This is a genomic window from Desulforhopalus singaporensis (assembly GCF_900104445.1).
Lineage (GTDB): Bacteria > Desulfobacterota > Desulfobulbia > Desulfobulbales > Desulfocapsaceae > Desulforhopalus_A > Desulforhopalus_A singaporensis.
On sequence record NZ_FNJI01000007.1, the window covers coordinates 29,706 to 51,885 of the forward strand.

Annotated in this window: 23 protein-coding genes; 8 read left to right on the top strand and 15 right to left on the bottom strand. The window is 50.7% G+C overall.

What is annotated here, in order from left to right; translation table 11 throughout:
• Nucleotides 1-25 precede the first annotated feature (25 nt).
• The 7 genes from BLQ17_RS23375 to nrfD (BLQ17_RS06205) form a co-directional block, all read right to left on the bottom strand.
• Nucleotides 26-154: a hypothetical protein gene (locus BLQ17_RS23375; protein ID WP_281180505.1), complete on the bottom strand. Its 129-nt coding sequence runs from the start codon at nt 152-154 to the stop codon at nt 26-28.
• 638 nt (nt 155-792) lie between these two features.
• Nucleotides 793-1,152 (bottom strand): MerR family transcriptional regulator, encoded by a 360-nt coding sequence (locus tag BLQ17_RS06180; protein WP_092220868.1) that lies wholly within the window; start codon nt 1,150-1,152, stop codon nt 793-795.
• 48 nt (nt 1,153-1,200) lie between these two features.
• The gene (gene nrfD, locus BLQ17_RS06185) at nt 1,201-2,379 is read right to left on the bottom strand and encodes an NrfD/PsrC family molybdoenzyme membrane anchor subunit (RefSeq protein ID WP_092220870.1); all 1,179 of its coding nucleotides are present in this window, start codon (nt 2,377-2,379) and stop codon (nt 1,201-1,203) included.
• 55 nt (nt 2,380-2,434) lie between these two features.
• Nucleotides 2,435-2,656, bottom strand: a complete 222-nt coding sequence (locus BLQ17_RS06190) for a hypothetical protein (protein WP_092220872.1) — start codon at nt 2,654-2,656, stop codon at nt 2,435-2,437.
• Between the two features lie 565 nt (nt 2,657-3,221).
• Entirely contained in the window at nt 3,222-3,638 is a 417-nt protein-coding gene (locus BLQ17_RS06195; protein ID WP_176761110.1) for a cytochrome c3 family protein, read from the bottom strand.
• A gap of 62 nt (nt 3,639-3,700) precedes the next feature.
• Nucleotides 3,701-4,453 carry a 4Fe-4S dicluster domain-containing protein gene (locus BLQ17_RS06200; RefSeq protein ID WP_092220875.1) on the bottom strand — a complete coding sequence of 251 codons (753 nt, stop codon included), beginning with the start codon at nt 4,451-4,453 and terminating at the stop codon, nt 3,701-3,703.
• Nucleotides 4,454-4,547: 94 nt separating this feature from the next.
• Nucleotides 4,548-5,744, bottom strand: coding sequence for an NrfD/PsrC family molybdoenzyme membrane anchor subunit (nrfD, locus tag BLQ17_RS06205; protein WP_092221186.1), 1,197 nt, complete (start codon nt 5,742-5,744; stop codon nt 4,548-4,550).
• Between the two features lie 680 nt (nt 5,745-6,424).
• Here nrfD (BLQ17_RS06205) and BLQ17_RS06210 point away from each other — a divergent pair.
• Genes BLQ17_RS06210 through BLQ17_RS06225 form a run of 4 tightly spaced genes read left to right on the top strand, consistent with a single transcriptional unit; the run spans nt 6,425 to nt 10,231 of the window.
• Nucleotides 6,425-8,980: an ABC transporter ATP-binding protein/permease gene (locus BLQ17_RS06210; protein ID WP_143005447.1), complete on the top strand. Its 2,556-nt coding sequence runs from the start codon at nt 6,425-6,427 to the stop codon at nt 8,978-8,980.
• Nucleotides 8,925-9,437, top strand: coding sequence for a cyclic nucleotide-binding domain-containing protein (locus tag BLQ17_RS06215; RefSeq protein WP_092220879.1), 513 nt, complete (start codon nt 8,925-8,927; stop codon nt 9,435-9,437). Before BLQ17_RS06210 ends, BLQ17_RS06215 begins: the two co-directional genes overlap by 56 nt.
• A gap of 5 nt (nt 9,438-9,442) precedes the next feature.
• Nucleotides 9,443-9,862, top strand: a complete 420-nt coding sequence (locus tag BLQ17_RS06220; protein ID WP_092220881.1) for an ATP-binding protein — start codon at nt 9,443-9,445, stop codon at nt 9,860-9,862.
• A gap of 27 nt (nt 9,863-9,889) precedes the next feature.
• Nucleotides 9,890-10,231, top strand: a complete 342-nt coding sequence (locus tag BLQ17_RS06225) for an STAS domain-containing protein (protein ID WP_092220883.1) — start codon at nt 9,890-9,892, stop codon at nt 10,229-10,231.
• A 3-nt stretch (nt 10,232-10,234) separates the two neighbouring features.
• On the opposite strand, the gene selD is transcribed toward BLQ17_RS06225, so the two are convergent.
• Both selD and BLQ17_RS22515 read right to left on the bottom strand, forming a co-directional pair.
• On the bottom strand, nt 10,235-11,227 hold the full coding sequence (gene selD, locus BLQ17_RS06230; protein ID WP_092220884.1) for a selenide, water dikinase SelD: 993 nt from the start codon (nt 11,225-11,227) through the stop codon (nt 10,235-10,237).
• A 334-nt stretch (nt 11,228-11,561) separates the two neighbouring features.
• On the bottom strand, nt 11,562-11,732 hold the full coding sequence (locus tag BLQ17_RS22515; RefSeq protein WP_176761111.1) for a hypothetical protein: 171 nt from the start codon (nt 11,730-11,732) through the stop codon (nt 11,562-11,564).
• 292 nt (nt 11,733-12,024) lie between these two features.
• Here BLQ17_RS22515 and BLQ17_RS06235 point away from each other — a divergent pair, with 292 nt between their 5' ends.
• Entirely contained in the window at nt 12,025-12,972 is a 948-nt protein-coding gene (locus BLQ17_RS06235; RefSeq protein WP_092220886.1) for a ketopantoate reductase family protein, read from the top strand.
• A 51-nt stretch (nt 12,973-13,023) separates the two neighbouring features.
• Here the strand turns inward: BLQ17_RS06235 and BLQ17_RS06240 are convergent, their stop codons facing one another.
• Nucleotides 13,024-13,239 (bottom strand): hypothetical protein, encoded by a 216-nt coding sequence (locus BLQ17_RS06240; protein ID WP_143005448.1) that lies wholly within the window; start codon nt 13,237-13,239, stop codon nt 13,024-13,026.
• Between the two features lie 209 nt (nt 13,240-13,448).
• Between BLQ17_RS06240 and BLQ17_RS06245 the strand changes: the two genes are divergently transcribed.
• From BLQ17_RS06245 to BLQ17_RS06255, 3 genes are all read left to right on the top strand, one after another.
• The gene (locus BLQ17_RS06245) at nt 13,449-14,480 is read left to right on the top strand and encodes a TRAP transporter substrate-binding protein (RefSeq protein ID WP_218121725.1); all 1,032 of its coding nucleotides are present in this window, start codon (nt 13,449-13,451) and stop codon (nt 14,478-14,480) included.
• A 62-nt stretch (nt 14,481-14,542) separates the two neighbouring features.
• On the top strand, nt 14,543-15,022 hold the full coding sequence (locus tag BLQ17_RS06250) for a TRAP transporter small permease subunit (protein WP_092220891.1): 480 nt from the start codon (nt 14,543-14,545) through the stop codon (nt 15,020-15,022).
• Entirely contained in the window at nt 15,022-16,329 is a 1,308-nt protein-coding gene (locus BLQ17_RS06255; RefSeq protein WP_092220892.1) for a TRAP transporter large permease, read from the top strand. The genes BLQ17_RS06250 and BLQ17_RS06255 overlap by 1 nt, the downstream gene beginning before the upstream one ends.
• Before the next feature lie 82 nt (nt 16,330-16,411).
• Here BLQ17_RS06255 and BLQ17_RS06260 read toward each other — a convergent pair whose 3' ends face one another.
• The 5 genes from BLQ17_RS06260 to BLQ17_RS06280 all read right to left on the bottom strand — a co-directional run bounded on the left by BLQ17_RS06260 (nt 16,412) and on the right by BLQ17_RS06280 (nt 22,150).
• On the bottom strand, nt 16,412-16,966 hold the full coding sequence (locus tag BLQ17_RS06260; RefSeq protein ID WP_092220894.1) for a helix-turn-helix domain-containing protein: 555 nt from the start codon (nt 16,964-16,966) through the stop codon (nt 16,412-16,414).
• A 163-nt stretch (nt 16,967-17,129) separates the two neighbouring features.
• Complete coding sequence (locus BLQ17_RS06265; RefSeq protein WP_092220896.1) at nt 17,130-18,572, bottom strand: trimethylamine methyltransferase family protein; 1,443 nt, start codon at nt 18,570-18,572, stop codon at nt 17,130-17,132.
• Between the two features lie 333 nt (nt 18,573-18,905).
• Nucleotides 18,906-19,727 (bottom strand): selenium-dependent molybdenum cofactor biosynthesis protein YqeB, encoded by an 822-nt coding sequence (yqeB, locus tag BLQ17_RS06270; protein WP_245695008.1) that lies wholly within the window; start codon nt 19,725-19,727, stop codon nt 18,906-18,908.
• 29 nt (nt 19,728-19,756) lie between these two features.
• The gene (locus BLQ17_RS06275) at nt 19,757-20,626 is read right to left on the bottom strand and encodes a hypothetical protein (RefSeq protein WP_092220900.1); all 870 of its coding nucleotides are present in this window, start codon (nt 20,624-20,626) and stop codon (nt 19,757-19,759) included.
• A gap of 12 nt (nt 20,627-20,638) precedes the next feature.
• On the bottom strand, nt 20,639-22,150 hold the full coding sequence (locus tag BLQ17_RS06280) for a DUF362 domain-containing protein (protein WP_092220901.1): 1,512 nt from the start codon (nt 22,148-22,150) through the stop codon (nt 20,639-20,641).
• Between the last annotated feature and the right edge of the window lie 30 nt (nt 22,151-22,180).

Here is a 22,180-nt window from a genome sequence, read left to right on the forward strand (position 1 = left end):
TTTTCTGTTTTACATTATAACGTCACTACCGGGAAAACGGCGCACTGCCGGACCCTTGCCTGTCGGCCCTGAAACGGGGCTTGATCTTGAGATCGTAAAAAGTGTGCAGCAACGCACTCCCTATCCAGAATACGAGAAAAATTACAGCCTCCATATCCTCTCCTTCTGCCGCTGGTTGATCTTTATTTACTACCTGCCGGGGTTTTTCCAAAACATGCAGGTTTACGTTATCGATAAACTTGCAAACTATAACTGTCAAGTTAATAGTAAACAAAAATTTAAGCTCAATATTACAATCAGACAGACATCTCACAAGAAGAACACATATATATCATTAATTTTACACATTTTTTAGACAACACACAGGAGAGAGAAATGCTTCGCAACCGTATCCCGCAAACTGGGCGCAGAATGCGCCGCAAATAAAAAGAGCGCAATATGCGCCCTTTTTAGATCAACCTGACCCACTGACAACAGACAGACTCGGAGGAGGCAGATCATGAGAGCCGGTGGTGTTTCCGGCTCATCTTCTTAAATTAATTTTGCCAAGCGTTCGCAGTTGGCAACACAGCGATCCACCAAAAAAAAATGGGGGGGGGGGACAATAAAAAACAGAGATAACAGCGTGGTTACACGCCTGTTACAAGAAGAAAGGGCTGTGCCCACAACACATACCAGAGAACAAGTGGCTGTGATCTGTGGGCAGGCTGAATCAGGCGGAAGAGTGTAGAGCGAAAGGGGAAAAGCAGAAAGATCGAGATTCCGGCGGAGGAAAAATTCCTCCGCCAGGATTCATGCCGCAATATCTTTTTTGGCAGGCTGAGGGGGTACCCTCGAGATTTTTTTAGGAACCAGGCTGTTTGAGAAAAACGCTGAACACCTTTTTCGCTTTTCAAACGGACAATCGATTATGTTCCAGCACGGGGTAAATTTAAGTAGTTTTTTCACAGCATTAAGACTTACTCCATGCACATGGACCATTTCCCGCAGACACTCTATCCACTGGATATCACGCAGGGTATAATATCTCCAGGTTCCTTTCCTCTTAGGACTTATAAGACCTGCATCTTCATAGTTCCTCAAGGTACGGGGATGAATTTCCAGCATCTCGGCAGCCATTCCGATGGTAAATAAAGCTTTATTTTCTTTCATTGCCAAGTCTCCTGTACATAAAGTGGAGCGAGGTTTTGCGATCAACCGTTAATGTAAGTTCGACTTGTCGGTAAAAGTGGCATCCAGAAACCTTTCACCGAGCACAAACCCCAGGGCAACCACACCTACCCCGGCAACAACGATCAGATATTCGGCTGCGGTGGGCATATACGAAAGGTAATCGGCCACACCGACAACCTCTTGGTTTTGAGGCACAATCTGTCCGGATACAACGAGATTGTATCTGGAAAAGAACTGTCCTACGAGAATCATCAAAGCTGCACTGGACATAGCCTGGAGCGAACGAAGCCGACTGGCGACGAGGATCACAAAAGGCAGAGCCAGACCGATACCTATTTCAAACAGCCAGAAGTTTGTTGCCAAAGGCCCTTTAACCAGAGCATCTGCCGCCATTATCATCTCCTGGGTGCCGCAGTATGCGTTGGCAAACTTCCAGGCCGTTGCCAGGGAAACCAGAAAGCTCATGAGAACCATTATCTTTGCTCCGGTCTGCAACCCGTTAAAAGTATTTTCACTCATCTTCCTCTGCCGCAGGATATGGCTGTAGTGGGTAAAAAGCACCACCGCAGCGCTACCGGAGAGCACCGCACAGGCGAGGAAAAACACCGGCAACTGGGAACCGTACCAGAACGGCCTGGCATTGAGCGAGGCAAAGACCGAGCCGAGATTGGAGTTGGCCAGCGCCTCCGCCACGGCCGCCAATACCCCCAGCAGGATTGCACCACCGTAGCGCCTTGTCACGATGAGGAACAACTCCAGCAGCATGACGCCGACGGCGAGCCCATAGAGTGTCCCCATCCACCAGATGTTGGACGTAAGGTTGGGATGAAAGACCACGCCAAGCGGCATCCTCCAAGGATTTTCGATTTCAAGACCGATAACAGTAAAAGCACCGAGAAGAGTTATAATCGAGAGCCATACCATGCGGTTGGCAAGAGGCGCCATCCGGTTTCCGCCGAAAGCATGACTGAATGCTGCAAGCAGGCAGAGTCCTGTGGATATTATTGCAAAATAGGCATACACTCCAATCAGCATCCCCCAGGGCATCTCGCGGGTATTGCCGAAGGCATGGTGATGCCCCACCAACTGTGCGTAGACTGCACCGCATACTCCAACCGCTATGCACCCAAGACTCAACCAAAGCAGTAAGTTCGCCGGTCGGCGAATCGCCGCCGGTGCACTGCTGATGCTTATATTTCCGTCCATTCTTTTACTCCTTAAATTTTTACTATTTTGTTTCAAACCACACGGTATGTCCCTGTCAATTGACCGACTGAGGTTCCGGTTGATCACCGGTTTCCCGTGAAATTCTGTAAAGCGCAACAATTGCAACCGGACCACTGAATGGGCCCAGTATCACAAAAAGACCAAGACAGAGAACAAACCAGAACAGCCCCATGATTTTTTCATTAAGGGTCGCAAGGTTGATTACACCTGAATCAAACGATCTATCCATCACCTCTTTATGTATTGTGGCAGCCATGACATCCTCCTTGTAAAATCAGCTTACCTTGAAAACCATTGCATCAATTCTGCCTTTTGTGTCGCAAGCCGCATGCCATTCTCTGAAATTATCGAAAAAGAACACAGGACAATAAGTTAACCCATTATATCTATGTTATTTTATGACAATTAAACCCATCGTTACTGCTGACATCAGCAACGGCAAACCTCCCCCGCATGGCGCACAATGCGCCCTGTCTCAGTGAGACTGACGGCGCATTATGCGCCCACTACACCAAGAGAGGCAACCGGCTGTTTTATCGGATTTTTCAGAGAAAAAGTACAGAACAACGAAGACTGAGTACCGTATGACGGGACGTATCTCACAGAGTTGCTGTTATTTTACATGTGCAAAATCAACAAGATAGCTTGACTATATCGCTTGATGGCGCAAAATGCGCCCAATTTACAAAAACAACAGTGGAAAAGGCGAGAGGGAGCGGAAAAAACGAGAAGGGAGAATAAAAAAAAGGGATCGGCCCGAGGAGCCGATCCCTTTTGCAGTTGAACTATTACCTGTAGTGACAAAAAGTTATCGTTGTTAGTTAATGTTTGTCACCTTCGTCACCATCTCCACCTATGAGACGCATATGTCCCCTCACCCCTATATGACAGGTGGTGCAACGGGTATTGGAAGCAAAGGCGCTGGAACCGTCATGACATGCGCCGCAGTATCCTCCCTCATAGAGAGTTGCCATGGTAAAATCTTCGTTTTCTTCGGCGGCCCCAGCTTCCATCGCAAACAGATCGTCATGACAGGACTCGCAATCGAGTTCGGCCCCCATGGTATGAACCTTATGTTCAAAAACAACAGATTCCACGGGCTTGACCCAAACGATGGGCTCCTCCGGACCGTAGATATCCTCGTCGTACTCTTCCTCCATCCCTTCATTGTCCGCCAAAAGCATGCCACTGGAAAGCAGGAACACACCAAAAACCAGCAGTAACAGAATCTTCTTCATTTTTATCTCCCACATTTCTCATGTCTCTTTCGGTACTGCCAAGAGAACCCTGACTTTCCAGATTACGAGTTTATATAAAACACATTGGGCACGGCTCCGGTTTCCGGGCGCAGTACCCAAACCATCGTCTCAGGAGCGTGAACCAGCTGGTAGACCCTACTCTTATTATCGGCCAGATCGCCGAACACCCTGACATCGGCAGGACACGCCTCCACACAGGCGGTGGTGCTTTCCCCCTTGGACAGGCGGGAATTGAAACAGAAATCGCACTTGTCTACGGCCCTGGTCTCTTCCTTGAAATAACGCGCATTATACGGACATGCCGTCATACAGGTTTTGCATCCGATGCAGCGCGGGGGATTCATCACCACGATCCCGGTTTTTTCATCTTTATAGGTTGCTGTTGTCGGACAGACCCTTACGCACGGCGGCCGGTTGCAGTGGTTACAAAGAACCGGCATAAAGATTGTCTCGTGCTTTCCGCCGCCAAGGGAGCGCCGCTTTTCCAGGATCGTCGTCCTGAACCCATAGGCAGGAACGTGGTTGGTTTTGACACAAGCATTTTTGCACCGCTCACAGTCGATACACAATCTTTCTCTGATGACCATGCTGTAATGGGGTGAGTAGGGATATTGTCCGTCTTCTGGCACAACCCCCGCCGCCCCGGCATTTTTTACAGACGTAAGAGACAGGACTGTACCGCCAAGGTACAGGCCGGTCACGGCCAGTCCCATTTTGAGAAATTTCCGCCGTTCATTTGACGTAAGACCCCTCAGGTCCTCGCTGTCCATCTGTTCCAAATCGTCAATTTTCATTACAGTTCCTCTACAATTTCTATAAATTCCGGCTCATTATCTTGAGCGGACTGCTGTTTTTCTTTTTTTGCCAGACCCACGTACCCGTCGCCTGTCAGTGATTTTCCGTCAGGTGCCCCCGAAACAGTTTCTCGCCCATGACAAAAAGAAGAGCGCAAAAGGCTATTCCTCCCACCACGACCAGGTTCTCGTGCAGAGAAGGCACATATGTGAGCAGCTCCGGATAATCGACAAGCCCCATTCCGTGGTAGGCCGGGACCAGCTGCCCTACGATGACGAGGTCGTAACGCATGAAGAATATCCCGATCATTCCTGCCAGCGAAGCTATAAACAGGACATGCATGTTCCGGCCCCTGACAGCAAGTATCAACAGCAGGGGAAAGATCATGCCGAGGACAACTTCTCCGCCCCAGAAATTCATGGAATAGGTTCCGGTAAGCAGGGTCTGCATTGCCTCATATTTTCCAGGAGGTTGACCGGTCACCCCGGTGATCATTTTCCAGCAGGTGAAAAAGATGATGATCGCCATCATCAGCGCCCCCATCTTGGCGACGCTTTCCATGGCTTTTTTCATGTCGTCATTCATCTTCCAGCCATTGAATTTGTAGGCTATATAGGTAAAGAAGATGATGGCGACACAGCCGGACATGGCTGCCGAGGTGATAAAATAAATAGGCATATACGGTCCGTGCCAGAATTCGCGTCCGTTGAGCAGGCCGAACACCGCCCCGAGATTGGAGTGGGCGGCGACACCGGTTAAAAGACCCGCCAGGCCGAACGCCGTTGCCGTCTTGTGCAGATTCTTCTGCAGCATGACAAACTCGATCAGCATAAAGAAGAGATAAGCTCCGTAAAGCGTCCCCATCCACCAGATATTCGAGGTCGGATTGGCGCCGATGACATTGCCGACGGGCATGCGCCAGGAATTCTCTATCTCAAAGGCAATAACCAGAAACCCCGCGACAATGGTGGCAATAGAGAGAAATACCGCACGCTTGGCAATCGGGTTAAAGTTCTTTATGCCAAACACATGCCCCACCGAGGATACGATACACAGTCCGGTTGAGGTCACAACAAAAAAGACATAGGCAGCGATCAGCATGCCCCAGGGGACACCACGGCTGACGCCGAAGGTGTGCTCATGCCCTACCCACAGGGAATGGACCCCTGCTCCGACGCCAACCAGGGTCAACATCCCCAGTATGGCCATTACCACATTATATTTCCCCGTTCCGGCAGCTTCCAATCCTCCTTCTGCCGGCAGAATGTTTGTCAGAAAATTATTATTCATCAGCATGTACTCCTTTACTCATTCAATGTAGCGCGCAATGCAAACGCATAAAATGTTAACAACAAAGACATCTCATATACCCGTCTATGTGTCAAAACCCTGTAGACCGACCGCTTACATGCAGTGCCCGTTATGCAGAAGCCCCTGGCAACCGGCACTTTTGCCGGACCTTGGCCCAACTGCATACTGCATTGTCAGAATCAGAATTTCCCCACCCCGTAGACCAACCTTGAAATATGGGACAATCATTCATAAAACTCAACCAAAAAATTATTTCACACCGGTCCGCGGCGTCAAAAAAAAGTTGTAATTGCGGCTAAGTACCACGAACGGCCATTTGTTTGCATATGTGTATAAGTGTTTAATTTATTACTTTACATTCGATATATAACGTATAGTCCACTGTCTGTCAACACACTATAGTTGAACTCCCGCCCCTCCCTTTTTCACCTGAAAAATCTTCGCAACCATATAGCATTGAATCGACAATAAAGGTAATCTTCAGGAACAACATTTGAGTTTTCGTGGCTCCACAGGTCATTGACTCGAACCACGCAAAAGCCGAATACCATGATCTGTTGCAGAAAGTGTCGGAACAACCACCGGCATACCGCTCAAGAATACCTTTATGTGACAGGCAAGGTGTAAACGCGTCTGAAATTATAACCGGTCATTGGTACATGAGTATCCAGGAAAAAGAACAGCAGGTTACACAAAAGTCACTATTATACTGGGCCTTTCGCGGAAACCTCAAGCTACAGCTCATCCTTGTTGTCGTTATCTTCCTCATTGTCTTTGCCCGGGTTCTGCCGCTTGAGATGCAAAAACGCATTATCAACGACTCCATCGCCCTGAAAAATCTTCGCGGTCTCGTCATCTACTGTATTATTTATCTCGTCGCCATCACCGCCTCAGGGGGGTTGAAACTGGCCATCAACTATCTCCAGGCGGTCATTGGCGAACGGGCGATGAACCAGATGCGTAAAGACTTGTACGCTCATATCATCACTCTTCCGCTCTCCTTTTTCCGGACCACCCAGCCGGGAATGGTAGTCTCATCGCTTATGACAGAATTGAGCACCGCCGGAACCTTTGCCGGCATGGCTTTTGCCGTCCCCATAACCAACATTCTCACCCTGCTCGCTTTTGCGTTTTACCTGATATGGCTCAACGCCCAATTGGGGGTTGTCACCCTCCTGATCTACCCGATCATCGTTTTCGTCATTCCGGTCCTGCAGAAAAAAGCAAACAGGGCCAACCAGAAGCGTGTCGACCTGTCACGGTCAACCTCGAGCCAGATTGCCGAATCGATATCGGGGATACACGAAATCCAGGTGCACGGTGCCCAGAAACAGGAAAACGACAAATTCCGGCTGCTGGCGGATCAGCTTAAATCAACGCGCATCCGCTGGTCTCTTCTCAAGTTCGGCATCAAGACCGCCAACAACTATTTCGTAAGTCTCGGACCTTTCATTATTTTCATATTCGGCGGCTATCTTGTAATGAAGGGGCAGCTCGAACTGGGCGCCATGGTTGCCTTTTTATCCGCCCAGGAAAAACTCTTCGACCCGTGGAAGGAGCTGATCGATTTCTACCAAACCTACCAGGACGCCATGATCCGCTACAGACGTACCATGGAACACTTTGATGCCGCACCCGAGTTTATCACTGAACTTCCGCCATCCCCCCCGCGCCCAATGCAGGGCAGGCTGCAGATCAAGAATCTGATTTATGAAACGGAAGACGGCAGCAGGCTGCTCAACGGCATCTCGTTTTCCCTTGAAGCAGGGGAACATCTGGCGGTCGTCGGCTACTCCGGAAGCGGCAAAAGCACCCTGATACAATGCATAGGAAAGATGTTTCCCTACACTGCGGGATCAATAACAATTGACGACCGGGAGCTCGCCGACATAAGCAAGAAAGAGATTATCAATAATATCGGCTATGTGTCGCAGAACCCTTTTATCTTCACCGGGACCATCAGGGAGAATCTCCTCTACGCCTATCAGGCGACAAAGGAAAATAAAGAGAATCCGCACTCCGACCCCAATGAAAAAACGCGGCTGGACAGGCTGATCCTGGTACTGCAGCAAGTTGGCCTTTTTGTCGATGTAATCCGGTTCGGGCTGGAATCGTACATCGATCAGTCCCAAAAGGTAACCGCAGATAAAATTGTGCAGATGCGCACCAGATTCCAGAACAGTTTTGCCGACAAGCTATCCGATTCAATAGAATTCTATCACCGTAACACCTATCACATGAATTCCACGGTGGCGGAAAATATCATTTTCGGCACCAGCTCCCACCCAAAATTCAGCTACCGGCAGCTCCCGTTCAGAAAAGACTTCCGAGATTACCTCAATGAAACCGGTTTACATCACCCGCTTATTGAACTGGGAACCGACCTTGCCGCTCAGGCAGTCGATATTCTTCATGGACTCCACAACTCAGACCTGTTTTTCGAAAAGAGTCCCGTCGCCGCAGACCAGATAGAAAAATGTCAGGAGGTACTTGCCCGGATAAAAGAGCAGACAGAGGCTGAAATTGATATCAGTGACCAGATATTTCTGCTTTCGCTGGCCCTGAATTTCATACCGAGCGTGCATACCATGACCCGGCTTGATCCGGAACTTAAGACTGACATTCTTGTTGCCCGCATCAAGTTTCCACTCTGGTGCGAAACAAAGGCTCCGGGAATCTTCCAGTTCTATAACGAGTCGGACTACCTCGCGAACCAGTCAATTCTCAACAATATAGTCTTTGGCAAAATCAGGCCCGGAATACCAAGAACCCAGGAGATCGTCAACCAATCGATAATACAGCTTTTGATCGAAGAAGACTACCTCGAGCAGATCGCGGCCACTGGTCTGGACTATCAGGTAGGGACCATGGGAGACAGGCTGTCTGGAGGACAACGACAGAAACTTTCGATTGGTCGGGTGCTTTTAAAAAATCCAAAGCTTATTCTTTTAGATGAGGCGACATCCGCGCTTGACAACAAGTCGCAGACCCGTATCCAGCGATTGATGAATATGCGCTGGAAAAAGCGGATAACCGTTGTTGCCGTGGTTCACCGCCTCGACACCATAAAAGATTTTGACAAGGTTGCCGTCACCAAAAGTGGCAAGCTGGTGGAATTCGGCAGCTACCAGGAATTGATTAACAACAAAGGAATGCTTTATGAGCTCATCTACGGAAAAAAAGACCCAGGTCCCGGAAATGCAGCAAAACCTTGAACTTCTCAAGGAGCTTGCGCTGTTCTCTGTTTTTCCTGCGCAGGCACTGAAACTTCTCGCGCTCTATGCTGAACAGGCCTGTTTCCCTCAAAACGATATCCTGTTCGAAAAAGGGGACGACGAGGGCCGCGCCTACCTGATCCTCAGCGGCGAGCTTGAGCTGACAAGGGACAAGGATGGCGAGACACAGGTTATCACGCACTTTCACAACGGCGACTTTGTCGGCTCTTTTTCTCTTTTTGGATCAATGCCGTCGATGTTTTGTCTAAAGGCCGTCACCAGAACCCAAGTTTTGACTGTCAGCCGAATGCATTTTGGTAAAATTATGGAAAAATTCCCTGAAATTTCGGCAATTATAATTAAATATATGATAAAAGAAATACATCGCTGGGAAAGACATCATCTCCACGAAAATGAAAGCTGCTGTCTTAAGAAGTCAGGGGTCACTGTCTTGTAGAGTATATGAAACGATCAATTACACTAAAAAACAATACAGCTCAGCTGAAAGTGCTCGCCGGCTTCATCGAAGAGATGAAAAATGACTGGAACCTGTCGCCTAAAACGGCCATTGCCATCAATCTCATTCTCGATGAACTGGTAACCAACGCGATCGAACACGGGATCACCGAACCGGAGATCGATATCCATATATCTTTTGAGCTGGCAGACGATGTGATAACCATTCTGATGAAATACAGCGGCAAGCCATTTGATCCGACTGTTTGCAAAAAACCTGATACCACCGGTCCCCTGTTAAAAAGGAAATGCGGAGGACTTGGGGTTCACATCGTGCGGACCCTTAGTAACTACTGCTGCTACCAGAGAAACGGCAACGAAAATATTCTCACTATCAGGAAAAACCTCAACAAGGAGTGCGGGTAATACCGATCTTACCTGCAGCTATCGCCCATGCAAGTGACTGTATCCCAGGAAAACAATGCAACTATCCTCACCCTGTCAGGGCGGCTCGATTCCAGTTCGGCCCCTCAGTTCGAAGAGCAGCTGACCGGTTACCTCGCATCCCCAACATCTCACCTTATTTTTGATTTCAACGACCTGGACTATATTTCCAGTGCCGGTCTGCGCCTCATCCTCAATACAGCCAAGGCATATCGCCAGGGGCCTTTTGTCTTCATGACCTGTTCCATGCAGGACCACGTTCTGGAAGTATTTGAAATCGCCGGGTTTGACACCATCATAACCATCCACAACACCATGGCCGAAACCCTCAGCGCCCTTGACCGGACCTAGAACTCACTGCACCGTGATACCAACTTCGCCATCTACTATCCCACCAATTTTAACCGCATCCCCAATACCCTCTTTGCGAAGTTGCTCCAGCAAAGCGGAACACTGATCGCCAGGGAGCGCCAGCAGCAATCCTCCCGAAGTCTGCGGATCGTAGAGCAGCTGTTGCTGACTCTTGTCTAGAGCTCTGTCAAATGCAAGCGGATAACGTTCGACCAGCGCCTTATTGGCCCGGTTGCTGCCGGTGGTCTGCCCTTTGCGATACATTTCGCAGGCACCGGTGTAAAAAGGCAGGGAATCGTAATCGACCACCGCGTGATGACCGCAGCCGCAGGCCATCTCAAGCAGATGCCCCAGGATCCCGAACCCCGTCACGTCGGTGCAGCTGTGAAGCTCATAATTGAGGGCTATTTCCATGGCAACACCGTTCAGGGAGGCAACGGTAGGCAGGACATCTTTTTCAAGATCCGCCATGGGGAATTTACCTGCCCGCACTGCATTGAAGAGCACGCCTGAGCCCAGGGGCTTGGTCAGAACGAGCACGTCTCCTGTCTTGGCGCCGCTATTGGTGACCACCCGGTCAGGGTGGACGATACCATTGACGCACAGCCCGTATTTGGGTTCGTTGTCGTCAACGGTATGGCCGCCGGCAAGACAGGCTCCGGCCTCCATGACCTTATCGTTTCCGCCGCGAAGTATTTCCCTGAGCACCCCCATATCAAGATGACCGGAAGGAAACATCACCACATTAAGGGCAGTGAGCGGTTTTCCGCCCATGGAATACACATCAGAGATGGAGTTGGCGGCAGAAATCTGGCCGAACCAGTACGGATCGTCCACCGGAGGTGTGATAAAATCGACGGTGCTGATTATTGCCATATCAGGCGAAACCTTATAGACCGCTGCATCGTCGGAGGTCTCGATTCCTACCAGCAGATTTTCATCGCCGGAGTTGGTTGCCAGTCCGGAAAGTGCGTCCGACAGATCCGCCGGACCAATTTTCGCCGCTCAACCGCATGTCCTGGCAAGCCCGGTAAGGGATTTTTTCTTGAAAAAATTCATATCTGTCTGTAGTTCTGATTTTTTTCTAAACACCACTTATGTTCTGTTTCTGTGGTCTTGATAGTGGTGTAATTTCAATATATTCTCAACAGCATGGGCCACCGTTTTCATTTGAGTGTGGTATTATAAACAGAAATGCCGGTTAAACAAGTAGCCACTGTTCTGTTTAACTGCGGCCACCTGTCAACCGGCATCCTGGCGGCCGCCTTTTTTTACGCCCAATGCATGAAAAGGGACATATAAGGGGCAGCCTGGTCTTCAGCCGTTACGATCACCACCGCTCGGTGCCGACAAATTCATTGACATTTCGGCAGGTTCTTTTTTCCGGCTCATTGAGTTTTTCAAACTTTTTTTCTTTGCTGTGTTTTTTCGACACGGTACAGACATATTCCTTCCCGGATTTATCGTTCACCCAGATCATCGATCCATAATCGCCTTTCATAACATTTACCTCATACTCTATCTTGTTTCTGCAATAAGAACGTGTAATTTATCATTGCAAGAAAAAGCGCGTCTTGCTTTTAGGAAGCCCTAACTTCCTTTCCAACAACGGTAATTACGAGTCACAAAAACACAAGCGGAAAGACTAACTTCTTTCACCAAACAAAAAAGCCGCGACGCCGGTTATTGACAAATCTTTCGTGCTCCATTACATCTCATCTCTGTTTGCAATAACTTACCAAGGTCATCTGTCGCGGACCTCTTCTCACCTTCAGCCATCTCATAAAACAGCTATGAATTTTCTTATCTACGGAGCAGGAGCGCTGGGACAGGCGCTGGGATGCATGCTTGCTTGCCAGGGTCACACAGTCGATCTCATATTACGCCCCCGTTTCAAGGACACCCTGGAAAAATCGGGCCTGACAGTCACCGGCTATTTCGGCGAATTTGCTACCAAGGGTTCTCAACTGGGGTTGTACACAAGCCTTGACGAGACCGCCAACAGCTACAATTACGCCCTTATTACGACCAAGGCGTATGATACCGCGTCCGCCGCGGCATCCATTGCAGCGCTTGAACAAAGGGTTGAATACGTCGTCTCGATGCAAAACGGCTGCGGCAACATCGAGCTTGTCGAACAGTTCTTCGGCACCGAAAAAACCCTTGGGGCACGGGTCATAACCGGATTTGAAATTACCGGTCCCGGCAAAGTTACCATAACGGTGTCGGCAGACGACATTCATGTCGGGGCTCCGCTTGCCGACGCCATTTCGCCGGCGGCCGCATCCCTTGCAAAAACCATTACCGAAGCCGGACACCCGTGCAGGGCAGTGGAAGACATCAACCGGTCGCTTTTCGCCAAGCTTCTCTACAACTGCACACTCAACCCGTTGGGAGCTCTTCTGGGGGTCCACTACGGCCTGCTCGGAAAAAACCGGGAAACGGTTGCGGTAATGAACCGGATCATCGACGAAACTTTTGCGGTCATAACCGGTCTCGGCGGCAGTACCGACTGGGCCGACAGCGACCAGTACAAAGAGGTCTTCTATTCCGAGCTGCTGCCGGTAACCGCAAGCCATCGACCGTCAATGCTCCAGGATATGGAGAACCATAAGCCGACCGAGGTCGATGCCCTGATCGGTTACGTCAGCAGGCAGGGACAGCTGCTTGACATTGCCACCCCGACCTGCGATACTCTCGCGGCAATGGTGAAATTCAAACAGGCGCAGTACCTCCAGTAGCAAGGCGACGGTAGCAAGGCGACGGTAGCAAGGGTAAAAAAGCGAGCAACCTTACTGCTCAGCCGCTTGCTTGAGCTCTTTACTGTGCTGCTCGGAAAGTTTTTTTGCCAGCTTCGCCTTCTCGATCGGGCTCTTAATACTTTCAGCAGCCTGTTCTCCGATCATAGCCGCTTTTTCCTGAATCGGCGGCTCGTCTTCGGGGTTTGAACAGGCCGATACCCCAAGCTGGACAGACAAGACGATCAGCAACATTTTAATGAAGTCCATCGAATTTATGTTTTCCCCCCATCTCATATTCTCCCCTTTTTTTTCCTGTGTTATTTTTTGCAGTAAAACAGTCGTCAAGATGTTAGGATAATCCTGGTGTCGGTAAGTTCACCTGCGATTATTTGAATTGTATATTATATAATACCTGTGGCTTATTGATATTTTTATAGTCTCATCATAACGCTGCAAATTCAACCATGGAGGAAACAATGAGAAAAAGAAGGGTTGTACTTGTCCTGTCTTTGTTGGTTTTTCTGGTTATTTCCGGTTCAGCTGTTGCCGAGAACCTGAAGTTCAGCACCTGGCACCCCGCTGTCGGGCGGGAGGTGCAGACGGTCTGGATTCCCATGATGGACGCCATAAAAGAGGAAAGCGGCGGCAAACTCAGTTACACAATGTATGCCGGCGGTGCGCTGGGTAAAGGTCCGGCCCACTACGATATTATCAAAAACGGGTTGAGCGATCTCGGATATTTCACCGCCACCTGGACTCCTGGTAAATTTCCTCTTTCCGAAGCACTTTCGATGGCGATGTGGATAGACGGCAAGGAAAAAGCGGCGGCAATCGGCAACGAATTGTATGAAGCCGAACTGAAAGAAGAGTTTGCAGACGTCCACCTGCTGGAACTCAACGGTTGTATCCAGGCGTTTTTGTGGACCAGGGAACCGGTACAGTCGCTTGAGGATGTCAAGGGGCTCAAAATCAGGACTCCTGGTGGCCTGCAGACCCAGTACATAAAAAATCTCGGCGCCGAACCGGTATTCATGCCGTTGGGGGACGTGTACACCTCCCTTGACACCGGAGCCATCGACGGCGTCGTTACCTGCCCGCCTCTTGTGCTCGCGTTCAAACTCCATGAAGTGGTCAAGTACGGCGTCGTTGCGACCTTTGGCTGTGTAACCGAAGGGTTGGCCATGAATAAGAAAAAATGGAACAAGCTCGACGAAGAATCAAAACAGACCATCACCAAAATCACCACCAACCCATTCGCCCACACCGGCGGACTTGACAACAGCTCCTACCAGGAGATGATCGAAGAGCTGAAAGCCAAGGGGGTGACTCTTCACAACCTTGACCAGGCCACCCAGGATAAATGGTTTGCAGCCTACCAGCAGGTGACCAGGGACTGGGTCGCATCCCAGAAAGATCCGGAAAAAGCTGAAAGAGTTGTCCGAAAACTCGCCGAAATCGTCGCCAAACACGGAAGCGAAGCGGTTGCGGTTCCCGCCGAGTGGAAATAGCGAACCGGCTGGAGGCGCCAAATCCATTTCTGTTGCCTCCAGCTGTTTAAAGGAATATCGATATGGTGCACTTTCAATCGATGGTACGGCGTATTACCAGGTGGACTTCTTTTGGCGCCATGTTTTTACTGCTGCCGATGATGCTTCTTTCCGCAACAGACGTCACCCTCCGTAGGTTTTTTACCACCACTATACCTGGAACGATGGAGCTGTCGTCATACATGCTGGCCCTGTTCATCCTGCTCGGATTATCCTACACCCACCAGTGCAAGGCCCATGTCAAGGTCTCTTTTCTCCTCGACCTGCTGCCCCTGAAGGTGCGGACGGTGGTCGACATCGTGCTGTCTTTTCTCTGCCTGATGATGCTTCTGGTACTTTCGTGGCAGGGGTTTATCATCGCCATCGAGGAAACCACCGTCTCCGATATGCTCAGAATCCCGGAAAATCCTTTTCGCATGGCCCTGGTGGTTGGCTGCCTGTCCTTTTCACTCGAGGTAATCGTCGATATCATTAGCCAAATACAAGCCTTAAGGGGGAATTGATGGAGCCGGTTACGGTAGGCGTCATAGGCATACTGGCGGTTTTTCTGCTTCTGGCACTTGGGATGCCGATCGCGTTTGCGCTGATGCTGGCAGGTTTTAGCGGGATAGCTCTTCTCTCAGGTGTGGATGCGGCACTGCCCGTCTCCGCAAGAACCGTTTATGACGAGGCGGCGACCTATCCCTACATGGTCATCCCTCTGTTCATCGTCATGGGATCTTTTGCCGGAGCCTCAGGGATGACAAAAGATATTTACGGCTGTCTCGACAAATGGCTGCGCATTCTGCCGGGCGGGCTCGCCGTTGCCTCAATCGCCGCCTGTGCCGCTTTTGCCGCGGTATCCGGTTCCGCCGTCGCCACCGCCGCAACCCTTGGCAACATCGCCCTGCCGGAGATGAAAAAATACAACTACCGGGATAATCTCGCCACAGGTGCGGTAGCCGCCGGCGGAACCCTCGGTTTTTTGATTCCGCCCAGTCTCGGGTTTGTGGTCTATGGTATGCTCACGGAACAGAGCATCGGCAAGCTGCTGATCGCAGGCATGATCCCCGGTATCATCCTCGCGATATCCTTTTGCGCCACGGTCATCATCTGGGTACGAATAAAACCGGAAACGGCCCCGATCCAGGCAACCACAGTGTCATGGAAACAAAGGTTCGTTTCACTGCGCGGCGTGCTGGAACCTCTTGGCCTTTTCCTGCTGGTCATGGTCGGTATATACGGCGGTTTTTTCACCCCTACCGAGGCGGGCGCGGTCGGCGCCACCCTGCTCTTTTTCTCGGTTATCATCAAGAAAAAACTCACCTGGAAAAAGTTGATAGCCGCCCTGCAGGAAGCGCTTCGAACCTCTGTCATGGTTCTTTTTCTGGTGGCAGGGGCCAGTATATTCACCTACTTTCTCGCGCTGTCGACCATTCCGATGAGAGCCGCCAGCTGGGTTACCGCCCTTGACGTATCGCCGTCGATCATCCTGCTTGCGATCATTGGGGTCTACCTGTTTCTTGGTTGTTTTCTCGATGCCATATCGATGATGGTGCTCACCATGCCGGTGGTCTATCCGGTCATGACGGCCCTGCATTACGACCCGGTATGGTTCGGCGTGGTCGCCGTGCTGATGATGCAGGCAGGTTTAATCACCCCGCCTCTGGGACTCAATATTTTCACAATTGCCGGTGTGGCTGAAGATGTAAAGGTGGAGATTATTTTTCGCGGGGTGCTACCATTTCTCGGTGCGGTATTTTTCGTGGTAACTCTGCTAATCTTCTTTCCGGAGATCGCGACCTACCTGCCATCGAAGATGAGCGGCTGAATGGCCTCTCTCGGCAGCACGACCGCCTTTTACAGGGAAAGTACATAATTACCCGGCACAGACGGTAACCATTTCACTTTTGTTACCAGCTCGGCGGAGTGAGTACCCAGATGAGATGGACAGGTTCGTTTGTCAGGTTTTTCCAGCTGTGCGGTCGTAAAGATGAGAAGTAGCACGCCGTATTTTCATGTAACGTGTAGACATCGCTTCCCAAGTAGAGGGTCAGTTGCCCTTTGACAACAATACCGAATTCCTCTCCGGCGTGGGCATATTCACTCTCACTCCCTCCCCCAGGGGGAACGATGGTGTAAAACGGCTGCATCTTTTTATTTTCCACCGAATGAACCAGCTGATGCACGTCGGCGTCCCAGCGGGGCAATATTATCTGGGTCCATTTATCTTTGGGCAGGATGATCGGATCCTTGATTATGTCGTCGGCGAAAAACTCTACGATATGAACATCGAGTGCGTTGGCAATACGGCGCAGTGTGGCTATGGAAGGAGAAGCCTTGTCGTGTTCGAGTTGGGAAACGTATGGCGCGGAAAGACCTGCCTCTTCGGCAAGCTGGTGTACGGTAAGTGATTTTTCCTGCCTAAAACGGCGTATCAGGTGACCCAGTTTGTTGTTATCTTCCATTGTTCAGTATGCTATGCGTTGTTATTTCCCCGTGCAAGGGCAACAGATACAATCTGTGGCCCGCTCTGTCAATCACTTACCCCGAATAATAAAAAAGGGGGAAAGCAAACGGTGCTGCTTTCCCCCTCTATCAACAGTTGGCTGACCAGAATTACCCCAAAGCTTACCTGATCAGCTTTTGATCGGCTCTTTTCACCACCGCGTCCATTTCCTTGATTATTTCAGACGGCAGTTCAACAGGACCTGCGTCCTTCATAATCTCTTTCATGTTTTCCGTGGCTCGTTCAATCAGCGTCCCCCGTTTTTTTCGCTCCCACGTATCACGGGAATCGGGACAGAAGTTGATCGGCTGAATGCCGTCGCGACAGTGTCTGAGGGTGTGAGGATCAGTGAGGAACTGACCGCCAGGAGCGGTTTTCTCAAGGACATCCATAGCCAGCGCGTCATCGTCAAAAGACATTTCTTTAAGTATTTCTTTGGTCAGCCGGAAGGTCTCGTTATCGATGGTCAACTGTACCGGGCTTACCGAGCATGCTGTTTCAAACTGGCCGGCTCCGCCGAGGACGGCGCTGCCGCTTGAAGCAATCATCATGGTCCTGAGCGCTCTCTCTATCATTGACTGTTCATCGATATCGGCCGAATCTGTTCCCGAACCGTAGGTGTGGGCCTGCAGACCGAACCCTCTGTGCATCAACTGGGTAAAAAGAGCCGATTGCCGTATGGCAAGAGGTGTACTTTGCAGGCTTCGGCCGGTCTTCATGTCAGCGGAAAACTGCAGCGAAGTGGTAATAATCGGAATGCCTGGCTGTACCGTCTGGGCCAGCGACAGCATCATCAAGGTTTCCGCAGCTGAAAGAAGAACAACTCCCGGTGCCGTCACCGGGCCCGTGGTGCCGCTTCCCGGCAGACTGCAGGGCTGCATGGGAATTCCCCTTTTGGCGCACTGGAGGATAATCTCAACATCCATATCCTTCATGCCAAAGGGAGTAAGGGCACAGGTTATGAAGTTGAGATGGGGATGTTCCCGCAGCTTGTCTTCTCCACCAGCCGCGGCGATGCCGAGTTCAACCAGGTATTCAACTGTCTCAAAAGTATAGGGCTGTACCCAGATCATCTTGTCAACGTTTTCCAGCGCAGTCCTGATGGTGTGGACATCGGCGGTCGCGTGTGGCACATCGTCGGGAACGATGGATGCATAAAAGTCGATATGATCGAGACGATCGGCCAGCCTGCCCCAATACTTGAGATCTTCAGAGGTTACCCTCCTGAACTCCTTTGTTTCCGGATCCAGCCAGGCTTGTCCGCCGGTGTTGGTGCGGGTATAAAACAGTTTGTCCGGATGGGGGAATTTCAGAGGAAACTTGCCGCCGCGACCGGCAACGGTGAATTCTTTTGGCGCCTTGTCAATCTGTTCCTGGACAAACTGGCGAGGAAACTTAACCATTCTCCTGTCCGCATCGACAACACATCCAGCCTTATCGAGGATTTTAATCATCTGCGGATGATCAATTTTAAACTCGTGATTCTCCAGTAAATCAAACGTCTTTTCTTTTAAGACCTCAAGCTGGTCCTCGTTAAAGTAAGTTAAGCGGTTGCTCAGTGTCATTTTTCAGTCTCCTTAACTTTTAATTGCCCTTTTTTGCTGCTTACCGGAACAGCACAACAACCTTTTACTATGCCCTGTCTGTTCCCGGTCTTGTCTTTATTCATTCTCAGCGGAGAAATGCGATTTCACATCTTCACCCGCGCCCGGATATATCTACAGGCTGCTCAACCCTCGTCTCTCATCTTTTGTATATTGACTTTTGTATACAAAAAATAAGAAACAGAAAATATCTATCTTTACTTAGCACATGGTTAATAGTGTATATCTAAAAAAATAGATATCATCTACACAAATATGTGTCAATAGAAATCTCTGCCACCTGCAAACAAAGCTTCATCTTTTACTGGTGGCAAAATATGACAGAATCGCCTCAAGCACCGCTCCGCCTATAGCGCGTGATTTCTCAGACACTGTACGGCAATACTCAACTTTTCCCCGAGGGTCGATGTCACCGATTTTCAGACCACTCTTTACAGCGGTTCCACTGCGGATCAGCCCTCTTAGCACACCGTCAATTGGCGCGACAACGATCGTCCCATCCACTTCGCCGATCCCCTCGCCTCTTTTAACCTGATCGCCAATGGTGCAAAGACTGGAAAATTTTCCGTCCGCCGGGGCCCTCAGCACCCGCTCAACCGTATATCCGCCAATGTTGCCGGGTATCCCGGTATTCGGTTCAGCAGACCCTTTCGCGATGATACGGCCAAGATCATGTCCTCTGTTGGTCTCGATGACCCTGTGAACGTCAATTGGCGCGGTAAAACCAGGGCCAAGCCCTACAACAAGAGGAGCCTCATCGACTGTCGTACCAAGATTCTTTTTGGCGAGGGTAGCGTCGATCACCACGTCGGGGCCGACTTTACCAAGAAGTTCCCAGCCGGGATCGACGACCACCGCAACCTGACCATTTCCCCATGCTTTTTCCATGGACTCAGGGCTGTCTGCAACCACACCGGCAATATCCTCGACCATGCAGCTGCCGTCATATACCGCCTCGCAAAACGAGACATGACGGCGAACGGCAACAGGCGCATCCAGTTCGAGCATCACGATTCGACGAAAACCCGCGCGCTGAAGACGCACCGCAACACCGCTTGCCATCTCTCCCGCGCCTTTAAACGCTATGGTAAAACCGGACAGATCAATAGAATTCACAGCTCCCCCCGCAACCTCATGTATCTTCTTCATCCCTGATATTGATGTAACTCACCTACCCGTCTGGAAAAATCATGGGTGAGAGCCATATGTTGTCCGACACAAAGAATGGCTCCCCGGACAAGACCGCGCTCAACCAGCAGGTCCGCTCTTTCAAGTCCGTTGGCAAGTGCCTTCTGCATGTTTTTTTCCGTCACTCCATCGATACCGACCGTTACCCCCATATCACCCAGATCGGTATGTGGATCGATACTATTTGCCGGGACCTGCCTGATATTGCAATCGTCGACAAAACAGCTGTTGGCGACAGCGGTTGCACCACCATCGGCAACTGAGGAGTTGTCCGCAAAAACCGATACCGCGGAAGCTATCCCACGGGTCAGGCTACGACCACCCATCCCGCTGGTGTTCACCCCCCAGCTTTTCGGTCCTTTAGCCAGATGTACAACATGACTGATTTCGGCACTGTCGATACGGGGCCTGAACCCCACCGTCGCTCTTTCCCCTTTTGCCAGCCTGACGGCGATATCGCCGCCATTATCAACAATCACCTTGGTTATCCGGAACCTGAAGAGATGGTCGGCTACAAAATCAGCTATAGTTCCCGCAACGGCGGCCATGGGGGTAAGGTCGGCATCACCGATAAGCCTGACGCTCTCAACCATGGTACGGGCGAGTTCATCATCAGGCAGTTCCTTGATTGTCCCGTGACGCAGCTTGAGCAGGTCCAGGTTTTCCGCCACCCTTTTCAGACAGTCAAAACAGAATTCAGCCTCAGCTGCAACCAGTTCGGTTGCAGCTTCATCGCCGTGGTACGCCTGGATAACGAGTCGTAAAGGTCCGTTTTCCACAAGAACCGCAGGTTTTCCTGCGAAAATTTCAACCCTGCGGTCATCCACAGATCACTCCTTTTACTCTGAATCGCCTGGCACCTTAAAAGGTTTCATCGCCCCGACATGACCACCCATTCGCTCATACTCGTCTTTCTCCATGGTGTACTCCACCGGGCAGATTGTTGCGGGGGTCGGAGTCCAGTAAAAAGATCCGGGCTTTACCCGCTGCACATCGACCATGAACGAGATTCCACCACCGGGCATTACGAATGTTGGCGAGCCTGCCACCGTGAGATTCGCTTTTCTCTGGTGGACGGCTTGGGTCAGCTTGATCGGAAATTTTGTCACCCCGGCCCTTGCACTGCCGCCGCTGCCAGCGGTATAGATGGCGGAAACCATGGACGGTTCGCAGGATGACTCTATGGTATTCAACACTTCCTTCGCCTTTTCTGTCAAGGCTACAGGCAGTAGATTCCCCTTTTCATCAACCTCGTAGAGCGCCCCGTTCTGACCGGTGGTTTCAGTGACGAGAATAGTCATTTTCTCCCAGCCGATGGTCATATCGACCGATTTTATGATGTCAGCCGGGTCGGTGATTGAGGTGCCGCCCCATCCTTCGCCGTGATCGCCGAAATATCGTCCGGGAGTCGAACGCAGAAATTTAAGTTGTACTCCGGTCGGTTTCACCCCTGCATAAGTCCCCGCCACATGCTCGCTCATCAGACCGGTGACATGGCTGTCGAGAATTATGGCCTCGTCGGCGACTTCTTTGAGCAGCGGAGCAAAGATACCGAGGGTGGCGCTGCCGCAGCCCACTCTCATCTTCGCCACTTCCTTGCCATCTATGACAGGCGGCTTGCCGACCTGTACCGTTAGTCTGGAACCGTTTTCGATTTTCAGCTTCACCGGTTTCCTGTTGGCGATATCGGTCACCGCCCTGGCCACGGCAAAACCGTTGCTGCCGGTTAACCTGTTCACCCCGCCGATATGGAGCATTTTGGAACCGTACTGCTCTGTTTCCACCATCCCGACCTGGCGTTTACCGATAAGAATGGGCGCACCTTCCTCACCGATTGTAAGGTCGGTATCGACCTTGACAATGACCGACGAGTAGCTGAGCGGGACCTCGGTCACCACGGTGACCACATCGACATCCCCCTTCCGACCGCTGACAATCTGCGGCGCCGGCTTACAGCAGGGATAGGTTGTACCGGAACCGATTCCGGTAATCAGGGGCTGCCTGATCTCCTCTTTCGGTTCCATGCCTACGGTTTCACAGACATCCTCAAAGGTGTGCAGCATCGTAGTACGGGAAATTTTACCGTCTTGATGCACATACCTCCGGCATGCACCTATTGCGCCGGGCAAGATCCAGCACTTGATGGGACAGGCGTCGCATTCAAGCGCTTCTTCAGGTCGTGTCCGGGCAGCGACCATCGCGTTTTCCGGGCAGGCCCTGAGGCATGCGTTGCAGTTGGTACATTTTACACTCTCTATTACAGCCTTCTTCTTTTTCAGGCTCACCGCTCCCGTGGGACAATCCAGCACACAGAATCCACAGCCCACACAAACCTCGGTGTTTACTTTCATTTACCTACGTCTCCCTATGGTTCAAGGACA